We start from the raw sequence: 18,466 nt of genomic DNA on the forward strand, positions 1-18,466 counted from the left end.
CCCGGCCGAGCAAATAGTGCGGGAACTCTCCCTCTGCGGGCGCAGCACTGGCAAGGTGTGCTGCCATGAGGTGCCAACATTGCGGGGGCGAACACGTAGGTCCGTTGCCGGGCATGGTCTGTCCCCGGTGCGGTTCGGTGGCGCGTTCGGCCGGCGGGAGCGGTTCCTGGATCGCCCAAGAGACGCTGATGGGCCGGGTCTCCACCCTGCCCAGGAGGCGAAGAGTCTTGCTGGCGGCCGGAGTTGTGGTCGCGGCAGGGAGTCTGGCCACCGCCGTGTCGCTGCTCGCGTCGGGAGGCGGAGGAGGTCGCCCGGAGGCTGCGGGGCGGGCCGGCGCCGTACCGGCTCCGATCGGCGGCGGAGCTCCGACCCGGATCGGACCGGGAGGCGAGGAGAGCCCGGACGCCCCCGCGACGGAATCCCCGAGCGCTCCGGGATCCCCCGACCCCTCGGGACCCGCGAGAGATCCGAGCAGTCCCGCGGAGACGGGCGGGTACCGCTACAGCGTCTGGGCGGGCCCCGGCTGCACGACGGGTGACTACGCCGAACACGGCCGCTTCGAGAACGGCGACGCGGGCTGGTACACCGTCGAGTCGGGTGGTTTCACGGACAGTTCGTGCGACGGCCGGTTCAGCGCGGTCCCGATGTCCGGCAGTCCGACCGAGGACCGGGGCGGCAGCGCGGTCTGGTCCTGGTATCTGGGCGACGGCTTCAGTGAGTGCGCGCTGACCGTCTTCGTGCCGAGGAGCGTCCGCGACAACGACGTGGCGGGCAATCCCACCGTGTACCGGGTGCTCTCCGATCCCGGCGACGCGGACTCCGCCTATACGGGCTTCGCCGTGCGCCAGCCGGAGCACCGGGGTGAGCCGGTCGATGTGAAGAGCTACCCGGTGAAGGGCGACACCTTCGCCGTCCAGCTGATCGACCGGGGCCGGGACTGGGGCGATACGGACCTGGTGGGCGCGCACCACGCGGCGGCCCAGCTGAAGGCCTCGTGCCGCTGAGCCGGGCTGCCGTGCGGGTGGTCACCGGACGAACGCGCGGTCCCGTTCGGTGAGGTGGCCGGCCGGACCGGCGGCCCGGAGCACTACGTCCAGGGCGCGGTCCGGATCGGAGGCGTAACAGCCGCTGGCCCAGGCAGCGTTGGCCTCGACGACCGCCCACTGCCCGGTGTCGGTGAGGCCGGCGTCGACGACGATCGCGGACGGCAGGGTGTGCCCGGCGGCGGCGAGCAGATCGGCGCCGAACGCGAGCGCCCCGGCAGACAGCGGAGCCGGTCGGAGCCGGCCGCCCTCGGCGTACCGGCTTCCGCAGACCACGTGGCCGTCGAGCAGGTACAGGCGGTACTCGGCGGCGAACACGATGACATCGCTCACCAGCACCACGGTCCCGGGATCGACCGCGTCCGGCCCGGGCAGCCGGGACCCGTCCGCGTACACCAGGGCCGGGATGCCCTTGTCGTTGGGCGACTTGACGAACGCGGGGCGGCGCAGCCGGTACGCCTCACGGATGGGCACGGCCCGTATCTCGCGCCGGGTGAACGCGACGGGCAGCCGGGCCAGCCAGTCGGCGGGGGCCTCCAGCGGCGCGATGCCCAGCGCGGGTGCCACGGCGTCGGCGAAGGACGGTCCGGCATGCAGATGGGCGCCCCCGTCGCGCAGCCCCTCGGGCACGTCGAAGTCCGGCAGCTGCACGGTCCGCAGGCCGCGCCGGCGAGCGGTGTCGCGGAGCGTCCGTGCCGAGGCGGTGAGACGAGGAGGGAGTACGAGGGTCATGGGCACCGATCATTCAGCAGCGCACCCGTGTGCCCCACCGGATTTCGCCGAGGCCCGCCACCGCCCCGGATGTCGCTGATGCCCGCCGCCGCGGCGGGATCTCGCTTGACGCCCGGCGCCGCGGCCCGCTTGCATCGCGTGATGCACGTCAACGAGGTGAAGACCGACACGGCGCTCGTACGCCGGCTGCTCGCCGCGCAGTTCCCCGGATGGGCGCACCTTCCCGTCGAGCCGGTCCGCTCCAGCGGGACGGTGAACGCCATCTACCGGCTGGGTGCGGACATGGCCGTGCGGCTGCCCCGCATCGAGGGCGGGTCGAAGGACGTCGCCACGGAACACCGCTGGCTGCCGCACCTCGCCCCGCACCTCCCCTTCGCCGTACCCGAACCGCTGGCGGAGGGAGCACCCGCCGAGGGCTATCCCTGGGCGTGGTCGGTCTGCCGCTGGCTCGACGGCGAGAACCCGGAGGCGGGCAGCGGCTCCGCCCGGCTCGCGGCCGAACTGGCCGAGTTCGTCGCAGCGTTGCGGAGCGTCGGCACGGAGGGCGGCCCGCCCGCGTTCCGGAGCGAGCCCCTGGAATCGCGCGACGAGGCCACGCGAGGGGCCTTGGACTCACTGCACGGAGTCATCGACAGCGCCGCGGCGGCAGCCGCCTGGGACGAGGCGCTGCGGGCCCCCGGCCGACGGGGCGGCGCCACCTGGGTCCACGGGGACCTCCAGCCCGGCAACGTCCTGCTCTCGGGCGGCCGGCTGAGTGCCGTCATCGACTTCGGGTGCATGGGGCTGGCCGATCCCGCGGTCGACCTGATCGCGGGGTGGTACCTGCTGACGGCCCCGGCGAGGCAGGCCTTCCGTACGGCGCTGGAGGCGGACGACGCGAGCTGGGCACGCGGAAGGGGCTGGGCGCTCTCGATCGCGCTCATGGAACTCTCGTACTACCGCACCACGAATCCGGTGATGGCGGCGAACGCACGGCATGTGATCGGCGAGATCCTCGACGACCACAAGGCATGACTGAGACCGGCTCGACTGCGTGAGCACCCGTACGGCGACTCACACGGCGCGCTCCATGCACACCAGATCGCCCCGCTCGTCCCAGGACTCGGTGACGGCGAAGCCGAGCCGTTCGTACAGGGCGATGGCGCCTGTCCGCCACTTCCACACGGACAGCCCCACCGTGTTCACGCCGCCGTCCGCGCATCGCGCGAGCGCGGCACCGATGAGCTCCGAAGCGATGCCGCGGCCCCGGGAGGACGGGGCGGTCCAGAGCCTCTTGACCTCGGATCGTTCCTCGACGGGAGCGGTCACCACCAGGCAGCCCACTGTCTCGCCCCCGCTCAGTGCCACCAGCACGACATCGTTCGCGAACGCCGTCCGCGGATCCAGGATCTCCGCGCGATAGCGGTCCGGCAGCGCTCCGACGTCGGGAACGGGCTCGCCCTTCTCCTCCTCGGTCCGCAGGTGGTAGGCCGCCAGCAGTCCGGACAGCCCGTCCTCCGCGGACGGGCCCCGACCGGGCCAGCGGGCGATGGCGACCTCGCGTCGATCAGTCATGAACCCAGCATCACAGGACCGGGACCGGAACGGCGGAGGGGGCGTCATGGGGTGCCCGTGGAGACCGGGGGGACGCGTGTGCCAGGGTATGCCGACAGCTCACGCCGGCCGGGCCTCGCGAGGTGGTCCGGCCCGAGGCTGATTCCCGGGGCTCCGGGACCCCGCGGTGGCGTCCGGGGCCGGGCTGGCGACACTCCGGCGGACATATCCCGTCCGGTCCGGCACCCGACCTCGTAGGAGTACACCCGTGAACGGAAAGCGCCGTCGACTGCTGCTGGCCGCCGTCGACCCCATGCTCGAGCCCGAGGAGCGGGTCGAGGTGACGTCGGTCGTGAACCTGAGTTCGGTCTCCGTGCGCCGGACGGCGGCGTTCGCGGCGGCGTCGGCGATCATGAGCGGTGGTGGCATGGCCGTGGTGCCGGTGCCGGTCCCGATGTATCTGGCGATGACCGACCGACGCATCTTCGTCTTCCGGGCGAACCCGACGTTCGCCCGGCCCGAGGAGCACCTGATGACGATTCCCCGCGCCGGTCTCGTCCGTTCGGAGATCAAGGAGCGGCTGCTCAACTCGTCCTTCGTCGTGTCCTCGCCGGACAACGAGCAGGGCTTGAAGATCGTCTTCCCGTTGGCCGGCCGCAAGGAACGGAACGCGATAGCGGCGGTCCTGCCCCTGGCAGGCTGACGTCTCCCCGGAACGGTTCGGTGGCCGGGGGAGTGACGCCTCAGGGATGTTCCGCGTCGTAGTCCGCCTGGCTCAGCTCGATGCCGGGGTTGTTGTCGACGGCCCACTCGGCCAGCTTCACAGCGGGTTCGATCAGGGTGCGGCCCATCGCGGTGAGCTCGTACTCGACGCGCGGCGGGACCTCGGGGAACGCTGTGCGGGTCACGAGGCCGTCGCGCTCGAGGTGCCGGACCGTGCGGGTGAGCATGCGCTGCGAGATTCCCGGAATCCGCTGCTGGAGTTCGGTGAAGCGCATGCGTTCACCGTCGAGGGTGGCCACCACCAGCAGGGTCCACTTGTCGCCGATGCGGTCCAGGATGCCTCGGATCGCCCGGCCGCCGTCGCCGCGGATGAGGCAGCTGTTGCGGTACTTCGACATCGGCGTCCCCTGTTCGCAACGCACACCGGTGTGCCTTTTGTAAGGCTTTCCATAGTCACCGATCATGTGGTTGCTTACAAGTCGTAACCATGACGGAGGACGCAGATGGAGATCGCCTACTGGATCGTCGCCGGACTGCTGGGAGTCTTCTACCTGTACGCGGGCGGCAAGAAGGTCGTGCAGCGCAAGGAGCAGCTCGCGCCCATGATGGGCTGGGTGGACACCGTCCCGATGCGGCTGGTCCGGAGCATCGGCGTCGTCGAGATCCTGGGTGCCGCCGGCCTCGTGCTGCCGCCGCTCACGGGGATCGCGCCCGTCCTCGCGATCGTGGCCGCGCTCGGTCTCCTCGTGCTCCAGGTGCTGGCAGCGGGCCTGCACCTGTCCCGGGGCGAGGTCAGGGAAACCGGCCTCAACGTCGCCCTCGTCGTGCTGGCCGGCGCGGCTGCGTGGCTCGCCACGACCTGGTGAGGAGCGGAAGTCCCGGTCGCCAGGCGTACGTTCAGTGCCCTGGCGCGCGGGATGCGTGCACGTCGAGCACGGCCTGGAACTGCCGGCGTGCCTCCGGGACGCGGCCCGTCGCCAGGTAGGCGTGGCCGAGACGACTTCGGATGTCCATCTCCAGCCAGTGGTAACTGGGGTCGGTGAGCGGGGACAGCAACCCGTGCTGAAGGAGGGCCTGGTGGTGGAGGGCTACGGCCGCGCCCGGGTTCCCCTCGCCACGCTCCGCCGTGCCCAGCCGGGTCAGGCTGCGTGCGCAGAGGAAGATGTCCCCGACCTGCTCACCCAGTTCGACCGCCTGACGGAACCGGCTCTTGGCCTCGCCGTAGTGGCCGAGGCGGAGGTGGACGTCGGCCGCACAGGTCAGGGTCCTGCCGAGGACGCGCGGCCTGCCGCCCCGCTCGGCGTGCGTGTGGGCGTCGGCGAAGCAGGCCAGCGCCTCCTCGTTGCGTCGCCGGAACTGGTGGGCGAGGCCGAGGGTGACGAGTGCTATCGAGACGATCCAGTCGTTGCCCAGCCGCCGGGCCAGGTCCACCGCCGTGGTGAGATGGCGAATCGCCCGGTCGTCCTCTCCCACGCTCAGGTCGACGGCACCCAGCGCGGCGAGAGCCCGGGCCTCCTCGAACGGGTCGTCGCGGCGCCGGCTGAGGTCCAGTGCCTCGGTGATGCTGATGCGGGCCTGCCGGTACCGGCGTTGGTACACCCCGGTGTAGCCCAGGCAGTTCCGCAGCGCGGTGGCCATCCGCTCGTCCGTGGCCTCGTCCGCGTGCGCGAGGGCGATCTCCAGGACCGTCTGGCTCTCGTGGTAGCGGCCCTGTCGTACGAAGTAGTCGACCAGCGCCTCGGCGATCCAGCAGGCGTAGTCGGCCTCACCGAGGGCCGCGGCGTGTCCGACGACATCGGCGAGCTCACCACCGGCCGCGTCGAGCCAGGTCTCCGCGTCCTGCCAGTTCCTGAACGGTGAGCCGGCGGGCTCGGGTCCGGTGGGGAAACCGGCCCGGCCGAAGTCGCTGGTGATCCTGGCCGCGTCCAGGAAGAGGCGGAGTGCGGCCCTCCGTGCGGCGGCGGCCTCGGCGGGCGCGCCCTCCGCGAGGCGTCGGGCGTGGACGCGGACCAGGTCGTGCAATCGGTAGCGGCCCGGACGTGAGTGCTGCAGAAGGCTCGTGTCGACGAGGCTTTCCAGGACGCTCTCGGTGTCGTGCGACGGGCTGTCGAGCATGGTCGCCGCCGTCAGCACGTCGAACTCGACCGTCGGAGCAAGGCCCAGGGCGCGGAACCCGCGCTGCTGCTCGGGTACGAGCTGGTCGTACGACAGGCGGAAGGCGGCCTCCACACTGCGGTTGCCGACGCTCAGTTCGCCGAGCCGGTGCTCGTCGCCCGCCATGCGGCTCACCAGGTACCCCACCGTCCAGGTGCCGCGGTTCTGCAGTCGCGACCCCGCGATGCGCAGTGCCAGCGGCAGCCCGTCGCACAGCCCGACCAGCTGCTGTGTCGCCTCCGGCTCCCGGCTCGTGCGGTCCTCTCCGATGATGTGCGTGAGCAGGGACACCGCGTCCCCGCTCTCCAGGGGCTCGAGTGTGACCCGGCGGTCGGCGTCCAGTTCGGCCAGCCGCCGCCGGCCGGCCACCAGCACCCTGCTGCCCGCTCCCGCGGGCAGCAGCGGCCGTACCTGGTCGGCGTCCAGGGCGTCGTCCAGCACGAGCAGAAGTCGCAGCGGGCTGGTCGTCGCGCGCCAGACGGCGGTGAGTTCCTCGAGGTCGCTCGGCAGCTCACCCGTTGCCGCGCCGAGCGAGCGCAGCAGTCGCTGCAGCGCCCGCTCCGGAGCCTGCCGCCGCTGCGTGCTGTGCGCACGCAGGTCCACGAACAGGCAGCCGTCCGGGTACCGGTCGCTGAGTTCACGGGCCGCGCGTACGACGAGGGCGGTCTTGCCGACCCCGGCCGTACCGTCCACCGTCATGATCGATACGGATCCGGGCGGAGCTGGCGCGATCAGCTGCGCCAGCGCCGCCTCCCGCCCGGTCAGGTGGCCGGCGTCGCCCGGCAGGTCGTTCACCGTGCGGTGGAAGGGGGGTTGGGCTGCAGGAGCGGCGGAGCGGCCCGTGGCCGGACCGAGGAGGCGTTCGTCGTCCTGGTGCAGCACCGCGTCGTACATCCGGCGGAGTTCCTCGCCGGGATCGACGCCGAGTTCGTCGCGCAGGCGCCCCCGCATGCCCTGGAACGAGTTGAGGGCTTCGGCCTGGCGTCCGCTTCCGTACAGGGCGCGCATACGCAGGGCCAGTACCGACTCGTTGAGAGGATCGGACGTGGACAGCGCGGCGAGTTCGTCCAGTGCGTCGGCGGGCCGGCCGAGCAGCACCAGGCACTCGAGTCGCTCGAGCCGGAGCGAGAGCCGTCGCTCCAGCAGCCGCCGGCGCTCCTCCTGCGCGCGCTGTCCCGGCAGGCCCGTCAGGGGCTCGCCACGGAACAGGGCGAGTGCCTCGGAGTACCGGTCCATCGCGGTGCCCACGTCCCCGGACACCTTCGCCTGCCGCGCCACGCCCGCCCGTTCGTCCAGCTCGGTCACATCGAGCCGGACTCCGTTGCCGCCGAAGCTGTACCAGCCCTTGCCGCTGCGGATCACCGATTCCGCCGGTCCGGCGCCCGGCACGTCGAGCGCCTTGCGCAGCGGGTGGATGTGGCTCGGCAGAACCTTGTGGCCGGACCCCGGCAACTGCCCGTCCCACAGGTCGTCGAGCAACTGCTCATGGCTCACCCGCGTGCCGACACGCAGCACCAGCGCGGCGAGTACGGCCCGGCGCCGGACCGGCCCCAGGTCCACCGGTGTTCCGCCCCGCCAGGCCAGGAGCGGCCCGAGCAGGTCGATCCGGAGCCCCTGAGGAGTTCCCCCGTCCACCGCGAACCCTCCGCTCCCGTACATCATCGGAATTTCATCAGCATTGCAGCACCCCCGGCCATGGTGGCGTGTACGAGATCGCACAACCCGCACAACTGAAGGGGGAGTCCCAGTGACCGAAGTGGAGTTGGTGGCGACCGCGTTCGCGACAGGGGCGGCGGCCGGACTCACGGGATCCGCGCGCGGAACCGTCCACGACCTCTACGCCGGGCTGAGAGAGGCGGTCCGCCGGAGGCTGGACGGAGCCGGAGCCGGGGGAGTGGCCGGGGGCGGCTACGGCGTACGGGTGCTGGACGCGTACGAGACGGACCCCGATGTGTGGCGGACGCGGCTGCTCCGGGTGCTGGCAGCTTCCGGCGTGGAGACGGACGAGGAGATCCTCGCGGCTGCCCGCGCCGTGCTCCGCGCGGAGCGCCCGACGGGGTACATCCCCGTGCCGGCCCAACCGGTCTGTGGCTGAACGACCGGGCGGTGCGCAGAGTTGCGACCCGAGTCAGCGGCGGAAAGCGTGACCCTTCAGCCACTTACCGGCCGACGGCAATGGCGAGAGGGTGGTCGCCGGCGCAGTGATCGAGGAAGGGCGTGAGGCCGGGTGCGGCGCACGGGAGAAGGCGTTGAATTCCGGGTCGGTACCGCGCAGACGGCTGTGCCGCTCGTCCTGGGGATGGCCGTGGCGACGGGTCTGCTCTGCCTGGGCCTGCGGTGGACGGCCGACCCGATGACGGCCGCGGAACTGCGCGACTGCGCGTACGCGGCCGGCGTGGGCGTCCTCGGCGCCCTGGTCCTGCCCCGTTCCACGGGTGTACGGCTCACCATCGAGCACCTGGTGGCGTTCTCGGGCTTCGGCCGACGGGAGCGCCGCATCCGCTGGGCGGACGTCTCGGGCATCGACGTGCGCCGCACCTTCGGGGTGACTCGGGTGCACATCTCGCTGGTCACCGGCGAACGCCTGACCCTGCCGGCCCCGATGTCCTTCCTCGACCGCCGTTTCGACGGTCGGGTGGGGGAGTTGAAGCGCTGGTGGGAGACCCACCGCCGGTGAGCGTCTCGCCGTCGGCGTCAGGGCCTGTGGTCCGGACCGACCGCGGCCACACCTGGCGATTCACGGGGGGCCCGCCGGATCCCGGTGTGCGCGACGAAGGCGGCGGCGAGCAGGGCGGCGAGAGCGATGAGCGATGTGCCCTGCCAGCCGATGGCTGCGAGCAGGGGCGCGGCCAGCGCCGTACCGATGGCGCCGACGACGAAGTAGAGCACCAGGTAGACGCTGCTGAGACTGCCGCTGCGGTCGGGGTCGACGGCCATGACACGGCTCTGGTTGGCTGCCTGGGCGGCGAAGCAGCCGGCGTCGAAGAGGGCGAGTCCGAGCGCGGTGACCGGCGGGGTGTCCAGGCCCGTGGCGAGCAGGACGGTGCCGGCCGCGGCCACCAGCATGCCCGCGATGATCACCGTGCCGGGGGTGTAGCGGTCGGCGAGCCGCCCGGTGAGCGGGAGAACGCCGAAGCCCAGGACGCCCGCCAGGCTGTACATCCCGATGGCGGTGGGGGGCAGCGAGTGGGGAGGCCGGCCGAGGGCGAGGACGAGAGTGACCCAGACGAGGTTGAACGCGAAGTACCACAGGCCGCCGGCGGCCACGGCCCGGCGCAGGTGGGAGTGCTGCCGCAGCAGGAGGGGGAGCGAGCCTAGGGCGGCCAGGTACCCGTGGCGGAACGGTGGCCGCTCGGAGGGAAGCAGCATGGCGGCGGCGAGCGCGCCGAGCAGGGCGAGGGCAGCGAAGACGAGCAGCATCTGTCGCCATCCGAGTACGTCGGCGAGGGTGCCTCCGGCCAGTCGGCTGAGCAGGATGCCGGCCGACATTCCGGCGGCAACGGTGGCCACGGCGGCGGCGCGGCGTTCGGGCCGGGCATGGCGGCCGACGATGCTTCCGGCCTGCGCCGCGACGCCGGCCGCGGCTCCGACGAACACGTAGGCGGCCAGGAGCACGCCCGCGCCGGTGGCGGACGCGGCCACGACGAGGGCGGCGGCCAGAGCGGTGAGCTGGCCGGCGATCAGGCGGTTGGGGGCGAGGCGGTCGGCCAGGGGAAGAAGCAGTGCGAATCCGCTCGTACAGCCGATGAGTGCGGCGGTCGGCACGAGGCCGATCACGGAGAGCGGGACGTCGAGCCGGGCGGCGACGTCGGTGAGCACGGGCTGGATGGCGTAGTTGTTCGCGATGGCCGTCCCGGCGATCGCGGCGAGAAGGAACGTGCGGCCCCGGCGTATCCCGCGGGACATTGCCGTCGGTCCCGCGTGCATCTCGTCGGTCACGGCTGTTGGTCCGGGGAGTGCCGGGTGTATCTCGTCGGTCACGGCTGTTGGTCCGGGGAGTGCCGGGTGTATCTCGTCGGTCACGGCCGTTGGTCCGGGGAGTCCCGGGTGTATCCCGTCGGTCACGGCCGTTGGTCCCGGGTGAGGACGACGGCGTAACGGCACTCGGCGCCGCTGTTGTTGGCGAAGACGCAGGGGGCGGGCTCGCCGAGTTCGATCGTGTCGCCCGTGCCGAGTTCGTGCACCGTGTCGCCCTCGTGGAAGGTCAGGCGCCCGTCGAGCACCCAGACGACCTGCCGGACGAACGCGAAGGCCGCGGCCGGATACGGCACGCGGGCATCGGCGGGCAGGCGGATCTCGACGATCTCCGTGGGGAAGTGCGGCCCGGTGATCTGACGGCGCCGGTATCCGGTGGTGGGATCGCGCCACTCGGTCGCGTCGGCCGCGCGGCGCAGCCCCGCGGTTTCGCCCACTGCCCCGTCAGGGGTGCCTTCGGCAAGAGCGAGCAGGGAGGAGACACTGAGCTGGAAGGCGGCGGACAGCTTGCCGAGCACGACGGCGGTGGGGCTGCTCTCGCCGCGCTCGATCCTGCTGATCATGGCCTGGGAGACGCCGGAGGCTTCCGCGAGCTGGGCGAGGGTCCACCGGCGGCGGTCCCGTTCGGTGCGGACGCGGGCAGCGATCTGGCCCACCAGAGGATGGCTGTCTATCATGTTGGACATGAATCCAATATACGAAATGACGCGGGCGGCGGTGGTCAGACCGGCGAACTCCGGCGACGCGGAAGCCGTCCTCGCCATTCGCAATCATGCGATCGAGCACTCGACGGCCCTGTGGACACAGACCCCGCAGTCTCCCGCCGAAGGCGCCGCCTGGCTCGCCGTCCACCTGGAGCGCGGCTCGGCGGTCGTCGCCGAAGTGGACGGCGAGGTCGCCGGGTTCGCCGTCTACGGTCAGTGGCGGGAACTCGACGGATTCCTGCACACCGTGGAGGACTCGGTCTACGTCCGCGAAGGCCGGCACGGGCTCGGCGTCGGCACCGCGCTGATGACCGCTCTCATCGCCTCGGCGCGCGACGCGGGCCATCGCGTCATGATCGCGGATATCGAGGCCGGGAACACCGCGTCGATCCGGCTGCACGAACGGTTCGGGTTCCAGCATGTCGGCACGGTGCGGGAGGCCGGAATCAAGTTCGGGCGCTGGCTCGACCTGACGATCATGCGGCTGCCCCTGAGCCCGGCTGCCGAATCCTGACGGGGCGGCGGCGTGGTCGGCACTCGCCCCGGCGCCGACGCAGGGCCGTCCGACTGTCCGCCCGCCGGGCGGGCCCAGCCGATCACTGGAGCCCGATCGTTACCCATTGCCTCTCCTGCGAAGCGGCCTGTCCCGGCTAGGTTCGCGACGCACCTCAAGGGCGAGCTCCAGGGCGCGAATTTCACAGGGGGACCGGCATGCAGCTCAGACGCGGCGTCATCACGGGTATGACCATCGCGGCCCTGGTCGTCACGGCCACCGGCTGTGATGATCCGGACGCCTCGCAAAGCCGCTCCGTACCCGCCGCGCCCGCAGCTGCCGTTCAGGGTTCCTCGTCGACGCCGGATTCCTCGTCCTCTTCCTCCTCGGCTCCGGAGGGAAGCGGCTCCCCCGATCCTTCGGCGCCCTCGCCGAGTGCCGGGCAGACGGCCACCAGCGGGAACGGCGCGCCCACCTCACCGGGTCCGGCGCCCGCAGCCGCCACCGCCCCTGCCCCCGTACCGACGTACCTCTCCACGGCCGTGGCCACGCCCGGCGGAAGAATCGGCCTCGTGCGCGGCGGAGCGTCCCAAGAGTTGACGTTCACCCTCCGCAACGGCAACAGCCGTGCGTACAGCCACCTGCGCCTGGTCTTCCAGATGGAGATCCTGGTGGACGGAACGCCGGCCGCGGAACGCCCTCCGCACGACGGATTCACGCTGGAGCGGTGGGACCGGACGACAGGGACGTGGCGCCGCGAGGAACTGCGGATCGCCAACGACACCCCGCCCTTCAGCTCGTACGCCGGCGGATTCGCCCTGGCCCGGGACACCGTGCGAACCGAGCGGTACCGTCTGCGCGCCTTGGATGCGGGGCCGACCGGAAGCACCCCGTTGATGGTGAACCTGATCGACACCGGCGCACCCGAGGGAGCACCGCTCCACCGGGTACGCCCCGCGTCCTTCAGCATTCCCCACACCACGCGCCGGGACTGACCGCGCGGCTGCCGGACCCCGGCAGCCGGACGGGGGGGCCGCGGACGGTGGACCCTGGGGCCGCGCCGCGGCGGCCCCGGCCGGTCACTTCGCGGCGGTCGGGATCTCCGGCTCCAGCGAGTTGCCCGCGGGAATCCTGCCGCAGCTGGTGGGGGCGGTCCTGCCTGCGAAGCGGTCGTTCAGCCAGGACATCGCGCGCGGCGCCCAATACAGCATGGAACCGACGTGGCTGAGCAGGTTGTACTGCTCGTACTTGATCGACTTGTTGCCGGTGGCGCAGTACTGCCGGGCCAGCGCCCGCACGTCGCCGGCGACCATGACACCGTCACCCGTGCCGATACTGGCCGGGTTGTTGAGCGTTCCCTCGAGCACGCCCGCGTTCCCCTGCCCGATGAGACCGGGGACGGTCGGGGTGGCGGCCTGACCGAGATTGATCTTGTTGACCGCCTCGACGAACGCAGGGATGGAGTTCGGGTCCTTGTACTCCGGTTTCGTCATGTCCTTCCAGGTCATCCCCGGGTAGCGGCCCAGCGCATCGACGATCGAGCCGTACTCGAGCTCGTTGTAGACCTTGAGGCCCTTCTCGCTGAGGTAGGGCTTGATGTCGATGCCGTACGAGCGGGTGACGCCGATGACCGCCATCGGGATCACCCCGTTCCACACCAGTGCGCCGTCGACGTACTTCAGATTGTGCGCCGGGTCGACGAGCAGCCCGCCCTCGGTGAAGCCGACCAACTGCCGGTTCACCTCGGGCGCGTACTCGGGGGCCAGGGCCGCCGCCCAGTTGGTGGCGATGGCCCCGCCGGAGTAGCCGAACAGGCCGAACCGAGTGGCGCTGTTCAGGCCGGTCTCCTCGGCGCGCGTGCTCGCCCGGATCGAGTCGAGCGTGTTCGTCCCGTATCCCGGTCCGGCCGCGAAGTCGGCGCTCTGGCCCTCGGTGTCCGGGATGACGACGTCATAGCCCTTGAGGAGCAGCGGCGCCAGAACGACGGTCTCGACGTTGGCGATGATGCCGCCGAGGGAGACGTCGCCGGCGATGGCCCGGGAGGGCCCGTCCTCCGGGTCGAGGGAGTCGTAGAACGACTGGTACGACACGGCCTTGCTGCCGTCGCTGCGGTGACCGCGGACCACCGTGGTCACGTTGGCCGAGGGCCTGCCCTGGGCGTCCGTCGAGCGGTAGAGCAGCTGGATGGCCTTCACGGGCGTCGGGATGCCGACGATGTGGTAGTCCAGCGTGCGCTTCTTCAGTACGTCGCCGGGCTTGTACGAGGACAGCGGCTTGCTGCCGTCGTAGCGGTAGAACGGGTCGGACGCCGTGGCGTTCACCTGTTCGCCCGCGGTGGGTGCGGCCATCGCTGCCGGCGCCGTACCGACGGTGAGGGCGGTGACGGCGGCGGTGGCCAGCAGGCCGACGGTGATCCGGTTCATGACTCCCCCGATGTGCGCAGCAGGACGGGTGTTATTACTCCGCGGTAAGTTACTGGTGGTAAACGTCGCCTGTACATAGGCGCGTCAACAGAGATTTGAGGCCCGCACCAGAGGGGGCTGACCGCGGTCACATGTCCGGCCGCCCGCCTGTGGCCGCCGGGCGGCTGGTCGGCCGTCGGGCGACGCGCAGGCGCCAAGACGGGTGGCAGCGGCGCGAGTCGGATCCGGAGCGGCTCGGCCCAGGGGGCTTCCCGGCCGCAAGCGATCACCGGCGCTGATGCAGGCGCTCGATGTCGAGGGCCCCGAACCGTGATCGGTCCGGGGCCCTCGCCTGGTGCGTCCGCCAGGATTCGCTTCAGCGGGCCAGCTGATACCTGGCCGGAGAACGACGCATCGCACGCATCGCACGCATCGCACGCTGTGCTGCGCACAGGTCGTGCCCCGGCCGGCGGTGGCCGGAGCACGGAGGGCGGGCGCCGGGACCGGCCGCCGCCCCCACTGCTCACTGCCCGTACGCGACCAGCAGGTTGGTGGCCGGAACCACTACGAGCCCGCCGCCCGCACCGAGGCCGGTCAGCGGCTGGGACACGTTGTGCTCGTCGGGCTCGTTGATCGGCGCGCCGACGTCGGTGGACCAGACGGACTGGCCGGTGGCGCCGTTGAGCGCCCACAGCTGACCGGTTCGGGAGCCGACGTAGACATAGCCGTTGACGACGATGGGCGCCGTACTGAGCTGGCCGTCGCCCTCGAACTTCCAGCGCGTGGCCAGGGTGCGGCTGTGTCGTTCCTGAAGGACACCGTCATCGACGAAGTAGCCCTGGCGGCCGTCGAAGGCCGGTGCGGGCGACCAGCCGGTGGCCGCGTACGTGCTGCGGACCTTTCCGTCGGCGGCGTTGAGGACCGATGGGGTCATCCCGGCATCGTCGCGAACCCAGACACCACCGTCGGCGAGAACAGGGGTGCGGCCCCCGCCGCCGGAGCAGTCCGTCTGGTGATGCCAGATCGGGTTGCCCGACTTGGGGTCGAAGGCGTACGTCTGCTCGCAGGCGTAGGAGACGTAGACCCCGTTGGCCGTGACGGCAGGCGAGCTGTTGTCCCCGTTCGCGACAGGCTGGGTCCAGAGAACCGCACCGCTGGCCGCGTCCACCGCGTACAAGGTGCCGCCCGAGCCGGCGCCACCCGTGTACACCACGCCGCCGGCGAAGGTGGGCGGAGAGGTGAAGGAATGCTGCCCAGGCAGCGTGACGCTCCAGATCTCCTTCCCGGTGGCCGGATTGAACGCCGTCAGTGCCCCGTCATAGTTCTGGGCGTAGAGCCGGCCGCCCCCGTAGGCGAGCGCGGACCACCAGTAGGTGCCACCGAGGTCAACGGGGTCCCAGGCGTTCTCGCCTGTGGCCGCGTCGACGGCGTAGAGGGTGGTGCCGTACCCGTTCGGCGAGGAAGCGGTGGCGAAGACGCGCCCGCCCGCCACGACGGGGTAGGAGACGTCCCCGCCCAGGTCGCGGGACCACTTCTGGCTGAGCGGCGGCGCGCCCACAGCGGTGTCCACGAGACTGCCATCGTGACGTGCGTTGATCTGGTAGGTGGTCGAGACTCCGGTCTGTGCCGGCTGCGCGCCGACCGGCGTCACGAGCCCGACGACCGACAGTGCCGCACCGAACAGGACGGCGATGGTTCTTCGAAGGTTCACTCGGATTTCCCTCATCATCCGGCATCGCCGTGGCGATGCGCGCAAGGCCGCGATCCCTCAGGTTCGGCGGCCCGTTTCCAAGCCTCATAGTCTTCCAGGGGCGCCTCAACTGCCTTCTATTTTCGATTAGTTGGACATCATCACGCCAAATTCGGTTCTTGCTCGACGTGGGGGCCTGAACCGCTCCCGCCCGCGAACATGCGCCGCTGCGGCGCCACTGTCGCAGCCGGGAGGGGCGTCGCGAGACGGTGAGGTCGCGGTGGTGACGCCCGATCGCGGTGTGAAGTCTTGACGGGTGCCCGGCGCCCTCGTACTGTCCGCCTGGCCAGCATTGAAACGACTCAATGAAACGAATCAACGCCCCCTCGGCGGAAGAAGGTTGTCGATGAAGACACGGAGATGGGCAGCCGCGCTACTGACGGGGGTGCTGGCCGTCGGCATGGGAGTGGACGCGCAGGCAGGCGAGCCCGGGCAGGGGGCAAGGGGCGCGCAACTGGAGCGGCTGGACCGGGGGTTGGTCGCCGTCTCCAGTGCCGAGGGAGTGTTCCTGAGCTGGCGGCTGCTCGGCTCGGAGGCCACCGGGCACACCGACACCGGCCTGGCCGGCGCCGACTTCCGCGTCTACCGTGACGGCAGGCCGATAGCGACCGTTACCGACAGCACCAACTACCTGGACCGTGACGGCGCTTCCGACGCCGAGTACCGCGTCGCCGCCATCGTCGACGGTCGGGAGGCCCGGCGCAGCGACCCGGTCTCGCCGTGGGCCGACGGGTACTACGACCTGCCGCTGCGCAAGCCCGCCGACGGCGTCACGCCCGCGGGCGAGGCGTACACCTACTCCGCCAACGACATGAGCGTCGGCGATGTGGATGGCGACGGCCAGTACGAGTACGTCGTCAAGTGGGACCCGTCCAACTCCAAAGACGTCTCCCAGGTCGGGTACACCGGCCGTACCTACGTCGACACCTACCGCCTCGACGGCACGCTCCTGAACCGTATCGACCTGGGACCCAACATCCGGGCGGGCGCCCATTACACCCAGTTCCTGGTCTACGACTTCGACGGCGACGGCCGCTCGGAGATGATGTTCAAGACCGCCCCCGGCACCAAGAGCATCCGTTACCGCGAGGACGGCAGCGTCGCCTCCGAGCGGTACATCACCATGCCCCGCGCCGACGTCAGGGCCGGGTACGCGCACACCGACGACTACCGCCTGAGCGCGGCCGGTTACTACGACCACCTGGTCGGGATGTTCCGCGGCTGGCAGCAGCACCCCGAGGTCGCCGCCGGTAACTGGCCCGCCACCCTGGAGTCGGCGTTCGGCATCGAGGACCGTTACGCCTACCCGCTCTCCCAGGCGGACGCCGAGGCGCTGGCGGACTACTTCATCGATGTCTACGCGCCCAGCCGCAGCACCAGGAACAATCTGCGCGCCTTCGAGGGGTTCATCCTTGACGGGCCCGAGTACCTGACCGTCTTCGACGGCGCCACAGGCCGCGAACTGGACACCGTCCGCTACGAGCCGGGCCGGCACGACGACGGGCTGATGTGGGGCGACTACGCCATGAGCCGGATCGAGCCGGGCAACCGGGTCGACCGCTTCCTGTCCGGCGTCGCCTACCTCGACGGCCGGCACCCCTCCGCGGTGTTCGCCCGCGGCTACTACACCCGCACCACCATGGTCGCCTACCGCTGGGACGGCCGCAGCCTGCGCAAGGACTGGGACGTGGACAGCGGCTTCGCCCCGATGTCCAACCCGTTCAACGACTCACCGCACGGCGTCGACGGCACCGACCCGGAGTTCGGCAGCCTCACCACCCAGGGCTTCCACTCCCTCAGCGCCGCCGACGTGGATGGCGACGGCCGCCAGGAGATCGTCTACGGCTCGGCCACCATCGACGACGACGGCAGCCTGCTCTACAGCTCCTTCGACACCATGCCGCCCCAGAGCTCGGCCCCCGGCCAGAACGCACGCCTCGGCCACGGCGACGCGATGCACGTGACCGACATCGACCCCGACCGCCCCGGCATGGAGATCTACACCGTGCACGAGGGCGGCACCTGGGCGCCTTACGGCTACGCGCTGCGCGACGCCGCGACCGGCGAGGTGCTGTACGGCGCGTACAGCGGCCGGGACACCGGGCGCGGAATGGTCGGCGATGTGGACCCGAGCCACCCGGGCCTCGAGACCTGGGCCTCGATGCCGGGAGGCTCGGAAGGCTCCGGGCTGTGGACCGCGGCCGGCGAAGCGGTCGGAACTATCACCCCCGGCACCAATATGAGCATCAGGTGGGCAGGCGATCTGACCACTCAGCTGGTCGACGGCTCGGGCGACGCCACGCCCACGGTGAACGACTGGCGGCGCGGCACCGTGCTGACCGCCACGGACACCAGGACCAACAACGGCACCAAGGGCAACCCCTCGCTGGTGGCCGACGTACTCGGCGACTGGCGTGAGGAGATGCTGGTGCGCACGGCGGACAGCTCGGCGATCCGGATGTATCTCAGCACCGAGGTCACCGGGCACAAGATGTACACGCTGATGCACGACGCCCAGTACCGCGCCGAGGTGGCGCGGCAACAGACCGCGTACAACCAGCCTGCGTACCCGGGCTTCTATCTGGCCTCGGACACCGACTGGTCCAAGGTCCCGCTCCCGGGTCGGCGGCGCTGAACTGGCGTTACGTGGCGCTGAACCGCTGCGCCGATCAGCCACACGGACCGGCAGCTCAAAAGGCGGCCCGGTCGTGAGTGACCGCTGCCGTTGAAGTCAGAAGTAGATGCCCAAAGGCCACCTAGGAACGTTCCTAGGTGGCCTTTTCGCTTGTGCCCCCGGCAGGATTCGAACCGGCGACACCCGCTTCAGGAGCGATTTGGGGCGAGTTGGGGTCTGACCTGCGGGATGCCGACTTCGGCGGCTGCCGGCTGGGGTCCCTGCCCGCAGCCGCAGTTCCCCGTGAGCCGCCGCCCGAGCTGGCGCGGTTGTGGCACGGGCA

At 71.2% G+C, this 18,466-nt stretch carries 18 protein-coding genes; 9 read left to right on the forward strand and 9 right to left on the reverse strand.

Annotated elements, in window-relative coordinates; genetic code table 11:
• Positions 1 to 113: 113 nt before the first annotated feature.
• A complete protein-coding gene (locus tag ACFQ6X_RS13180; protein WP_383180409.1) occupies positions 114 to 1,004 on the forward strand; it encodes an adhesin in 891 nt (296 codons plus the stop codon).
• 21 nt (positions 1,005 to 1,025) lie between these two features.
• On the opposite strand, the gene ACFQ6X_RS13185 is transcribed toward ACFQ6X_RS13180, so the two are convergent.
• Complete coding sequence (locus ACFQ6X_RS13185; RefSeq protein ID WP_383180411.1) at positions 1,026 to 1,775, reverse strand: ATP-grasp domain-containing protein; 750 nt, start codon at positions 1,773 to 1,775, stop codon at positions 1,026 to 1,028.
• A 141-nt stretch (positions 1,776 to 1,916) separates the two neighbouring features.
• Here ACFQ6X_RS13185 and ACFQ6X_RS13190 point away from each other — a divergent pair, with 141 nt between their 5' ends.
• Positions 1,917 to 2,789, forward strand: a complete 873-nt coding sequence (locus ACFQ6X_RS13190) for an aminoglycoside phosphotransferase family protein (protein ID WP_383180414.1) — start codon at positions 1,917 to 1,919, stop codon at positions 2,787 to 2,789.
• A 39-nt stretch (positions 2,790 to 2,828) separates the two neighbouring features.
• On the opposite strand, the gene ACFQ6X_RS13195 is transcribed toward ACFQ6X_RS13190, so the two are convergent.
• Positions 2,829 to 3,329 (reverse strand): GNAT family N-acetyltransferase, encoded by a 501-nt coding sequence (locus ACFQ6X_RS13195; RefSeq protein ID WP_383180417.1) that lies wholly within the window; start codon positions 3,327 to 3,329, stop codon positions 2,829 to 2,831.
• A 247-nt stretch (positions 3,330 to 3,576) separates the two neighbouring features.
• Between ACFQ6X_RS13195 and ACFQ6X_RS13200 the strand changes: the two genes are divergently transcribed.
• The gene (locus ACFQ6X_RS13200) at positions 3,577 to 4,011 is read left to right on the forward strand and encodes a hypothetical protein (RefSeq protein ID WP_329210034.1); all 435 of its coding nucleotides are present in this window, start codon (positions 3,577 to 3,579) and stop codon (positions 4,009 to 4,011) included.
• A gap of 40 nt (positions 4,012 to 4,051) precedes the next feature.
• Here the strand turns inward: ACFQ6X_RS13200 and ACFQ6X_RS13205 are convergent, their stop codons facing one another.
• Entirely contained in the window at positions 4,052 to 4,429 is a 378-nt protein-coding gene (locus tag ACFQ6X_RS13205) for a winged helix-turn-helix transcriptional regulator (RefSeq protein WP_383180420.1), read from the reverse strand.
• A 105-nt stretch (positions 4,430 to 4,534) separates the two neighbouring features.
• Here ACFQ6X_RS13205 and ACFQ6X_RS13210 point away from each other — a divergent pair, with 105 nt between their 5' ends.
• Positions 4,535 to 4,897, forward strand: coding sequence for a DoxX family protein (locus ACFQ6X_RS13210; RefSeq protein ID WP_383180423.1), 363 nt, complete (start codon positions 4,535 to 4,537; stop codon positions 4,895 to 4,897).
• 31 nt (positions 4,898 to 4,928) lie between these two features.
• Here ACFQ6X_RS13210 and ACFQ6X_RS13215 read toward each other — a convergent pair whose 3' ends face one another.
• Positions 4,929 to 7,844, reverse strand: a complete 2,916-nt coding sequence (locus tag ACFQ6X_RS13215; protein WP_383180426.1) for a BTAD domain-containing putative transcriptional regulator — start codon at positions 7,842 to 7,844, stop codon at positions 4,929 to 4,931.
• An 88-nt stretch (positions 7,845 to 7,932) separates the two neighbouring features.
• On the opposite strand from ACFQ6X_RS13215, the gene ACFQ6X_RS13220 reads away from it, so the two are divergent.
• Both ACFQ6X_RS13220 and ACFQ6X_RS13225 read left to right on the forward strand, forming a co-directional pair.
• Entirely contained in the window at positions 7,933 to 8,280 is a 348-nt protein-coding gene (locus ACFQ6X_RS13220; RefSeq protein ID WP_383180428.1) for a hypothetical protein, read from the forward strand.
• A 132-nt stretch (positions 8,281 to 8,412) separates the two neighbouring features.
• Positions 8,413 to 8,862, forward strand: coding sequence for a hypothetical protein (locus tag ACFQ6X_RS13225; protein WP_383180431.1), 450 nt, complete (start codon positions 8,413 to 8,415; stop codon positions 8,860 to 8,862).
• A 17-nt stretch (positions 8,863 to 8,879) separates the two neighbouring features.
• On the opposite strand, the gene ACFQ6X_RS13230 is transcribed toward ACFQ6X_RS13225, so the two are convergent.
• Complete coding sequence (locus tag ACFQ6X_RS13230; RefSeq protein WP_383180434.1) at positions 8,880 to 10,166, reverse strand: MFS transporter; 1,287 nt, start codon at positions 10,164 to 10,166, stop codon at positions 8,880 to 8,882.
• A gap of 80 nt (positions 10,167 to 10,246) precedes the next feature.
• The gene (locus ACFQ6X_RS13235; protein ID WP_383180437.1) at positions 10,247 to 10,846 is read right to left on the reverse strand and encodes a helix-turn-helix domain-containing protein; all 600 of its coding nucleotides are present in this window, start codon (positions 10,844 to 10,846) and stop codon (positions 10,247 to 10,249) included.
• On the opposite strand from ACFQ6X_RS13235, the gene ACFQ6X_RS13240 reads away from it, so the two are divergent.
• Entirely contained in the window at positions 10,845 to 11,378 is a 534-nt protein-coding gene (locus ACFQ6X_RS13240) for a GNAT family N-acetyltransferase (RefSeq protein ID WP_383180440.1), read from the forward strand. The genes ACFQ6X_RS13235 and ACFQ6X_RS13240 overlap by 2 nt on opposite strands.
• Positions 11,379 to 11,700: 322 nt before the next feature.
• Here ACFQ6X_RS13240 and ACFQ6X_RS13245 read toward each other — a convergent pair whose 3' ends face one another.
• Positions 11,701 to 11,907, reverse strand: a complete 207-nt coding sequence (locus ACFQ6X_RS13245; RefSeq protein ID WP_383180443.1) for a hypothetical protein — start codon at positions 11,905 to 11,907, stop codon at positions 11,701 to 11,703.
• Between the two features lie 46 nt (positions 11,908 to 11,953).
• On the opposite strand from ACFQ6X_RS13245, the gene ACFQ6X_RS13250 reads away from it, so the two are divergent.
• Positions 11,954 to 12,352: a hypothetical protein gene (locus ACFQ6X_RS13250; protein ID WP_383180445.1), complete on the forward strand. Its 399-nt coding sequence runs from the start codon at positions 11,954 to 11,956 to the stop codon at positions 12,350 to 12,352.
• Positions 12,353 to 12,436: 84 nt separating this feature from the next.
• Here the strand turns inward: ACFQ6X_RS13250 and ACFQ6X_RS13255 are convergent, their stop codons facing one another.
• Both ACFQ6X_RS13255 and ACFQ6X_RS13260 read right to left on the reverse strand, forming a co-directional pair.
• On the reverse strand, positions 12,437 to 13,780 hold the full coding sequence (locus ACFQ6X_RS13255; protein ID WP_383180448.1) for a lipase family protein: 1,344 nt from the start codon (positions 13,778 to 13,780) through the stop codon (positions 12,437 to 12,439).
• Positions 13,781 to 14,282: 502 nt separating this feature from the next.
• Positions 14,283 to 15,470 (reverse strand): PQQ-binding-like beta-propeller repeat protein, encoded by a 1,188-nt coding sequence (locus tag ACFQ6X_RS13260; protein WP_383180451.1) that lies wholly within the window; start codon positions 15,468 to 15,470, stop codon positions 14,283 to 14,285.
• A 385-nt stretch (positions 15,471 to 15,855) separates the two neighbouring features.
• Between ACFQ6X_RS13260 and ACFQ6X_RS13265 the strand changes: the two genes are divergently transcribed.
• Positions 15,856 to 18,144: a rhamnogalacturonan lyase gene (locus tag ACFQ6X_RS13265; protein ID WP_383180454.1), complete on the forward strand. Its 2,289-nt coding sequence runs from the start codon at positions 15,856 to 15,858 to the stop codon at positions 18,142 to 18,144.
• The last annotated feature ends 322 nt before the right edge of the window (positions 18,145 to 18,466 follow it).

This window comes from Streptomyces sp. NPDC056452 (assembly GCF_042796085.1).
In the GTDB taxonomy this organism is placed as follows: Bacteria; Actinomycetota; Actinomycetes; order Streptomycetales; family Streptomycetaceae; genus Streptomyces.

Coding starts and splice junctions, on each gene's coding strand:
- ACFQ6X_RS13180 (WP_383180409.1), top strand. CDS start 114: ATGGTCTGTCCCCGGTGCGGTTCGGTGGCGCGTTCGGCCGGCGGGAGC.
- ACFQ6X_RS13185 (WP_383180411.1), bottom strand. CDS start 1,775: ATGACCCTCGTACTCCCTCCTCGTCTCACCGCCTCGGCACGGACGCTC.
- ACFQ6X_RS13190 (WP_383180414.1), top strand. CDS start 1,917: ATGCACGTCAACGAGGTGAAGACCGACACGGCGCTCGTACGCCGGCTG.
- ACFQ6X_RS13195 (WP_383180417.1), bottom strand. CDS start 3,329: ATGACTGATCGACGCGAGGTCGCCATCGCCCGCTGGCCCGGTCGGGGC.
- ACFQ6X_RS13205 (WP_383180420.1), bottom strand. CDS start 4,429: ATGTCGAAGTACCGCAACAGCTGCCTCATCCGCGGCGACGGCGGCCGG.
- ACFQ6X_RS13210 (WP_383180423.1), top strand. CDS start 4,535: ATGGAGATCGCCTACTGGATCGTCGCCGGACTGCTGGGAGTCTTCTAC.
- ACFQ6X_RS13215 (WP_383180426.1), bottom strand. CDS start 7,844: ATGTACGGGAGCGGAGGGTTCGCGGTGGACGGGGGAACTCCTCAGGGG.
- ACFQ6X_RS13240 (WP_383180440.1), top strand. CDS start 10,845: ATGAATCCAATATACGAAATGACGCGGGCGGCGGTGGTCAGACCGGCG.
- ACFQ6X_RS13235 (WP_383180437.1), bottom strand. CDS start 10,846: ATGTCCAACATGATAGACAGCCATCCTCTGGTGGGCCAGATCGCTGCC.
- ACFQ6X_RS13255 (WP_383180448.1), bottom strand. CDS start 13,780: ATGAACCGGATCACCGTCGGCCTGCTGGCCACCGCCGCCGTCACCGCC.
- ACFQ6X_RS13265 (WP_383180454.1), top strand. CDS start 15,856: ATGAAGACACGGAGATGGGCAGCCGCGCTACTGACGGGGGTGCTGGCC.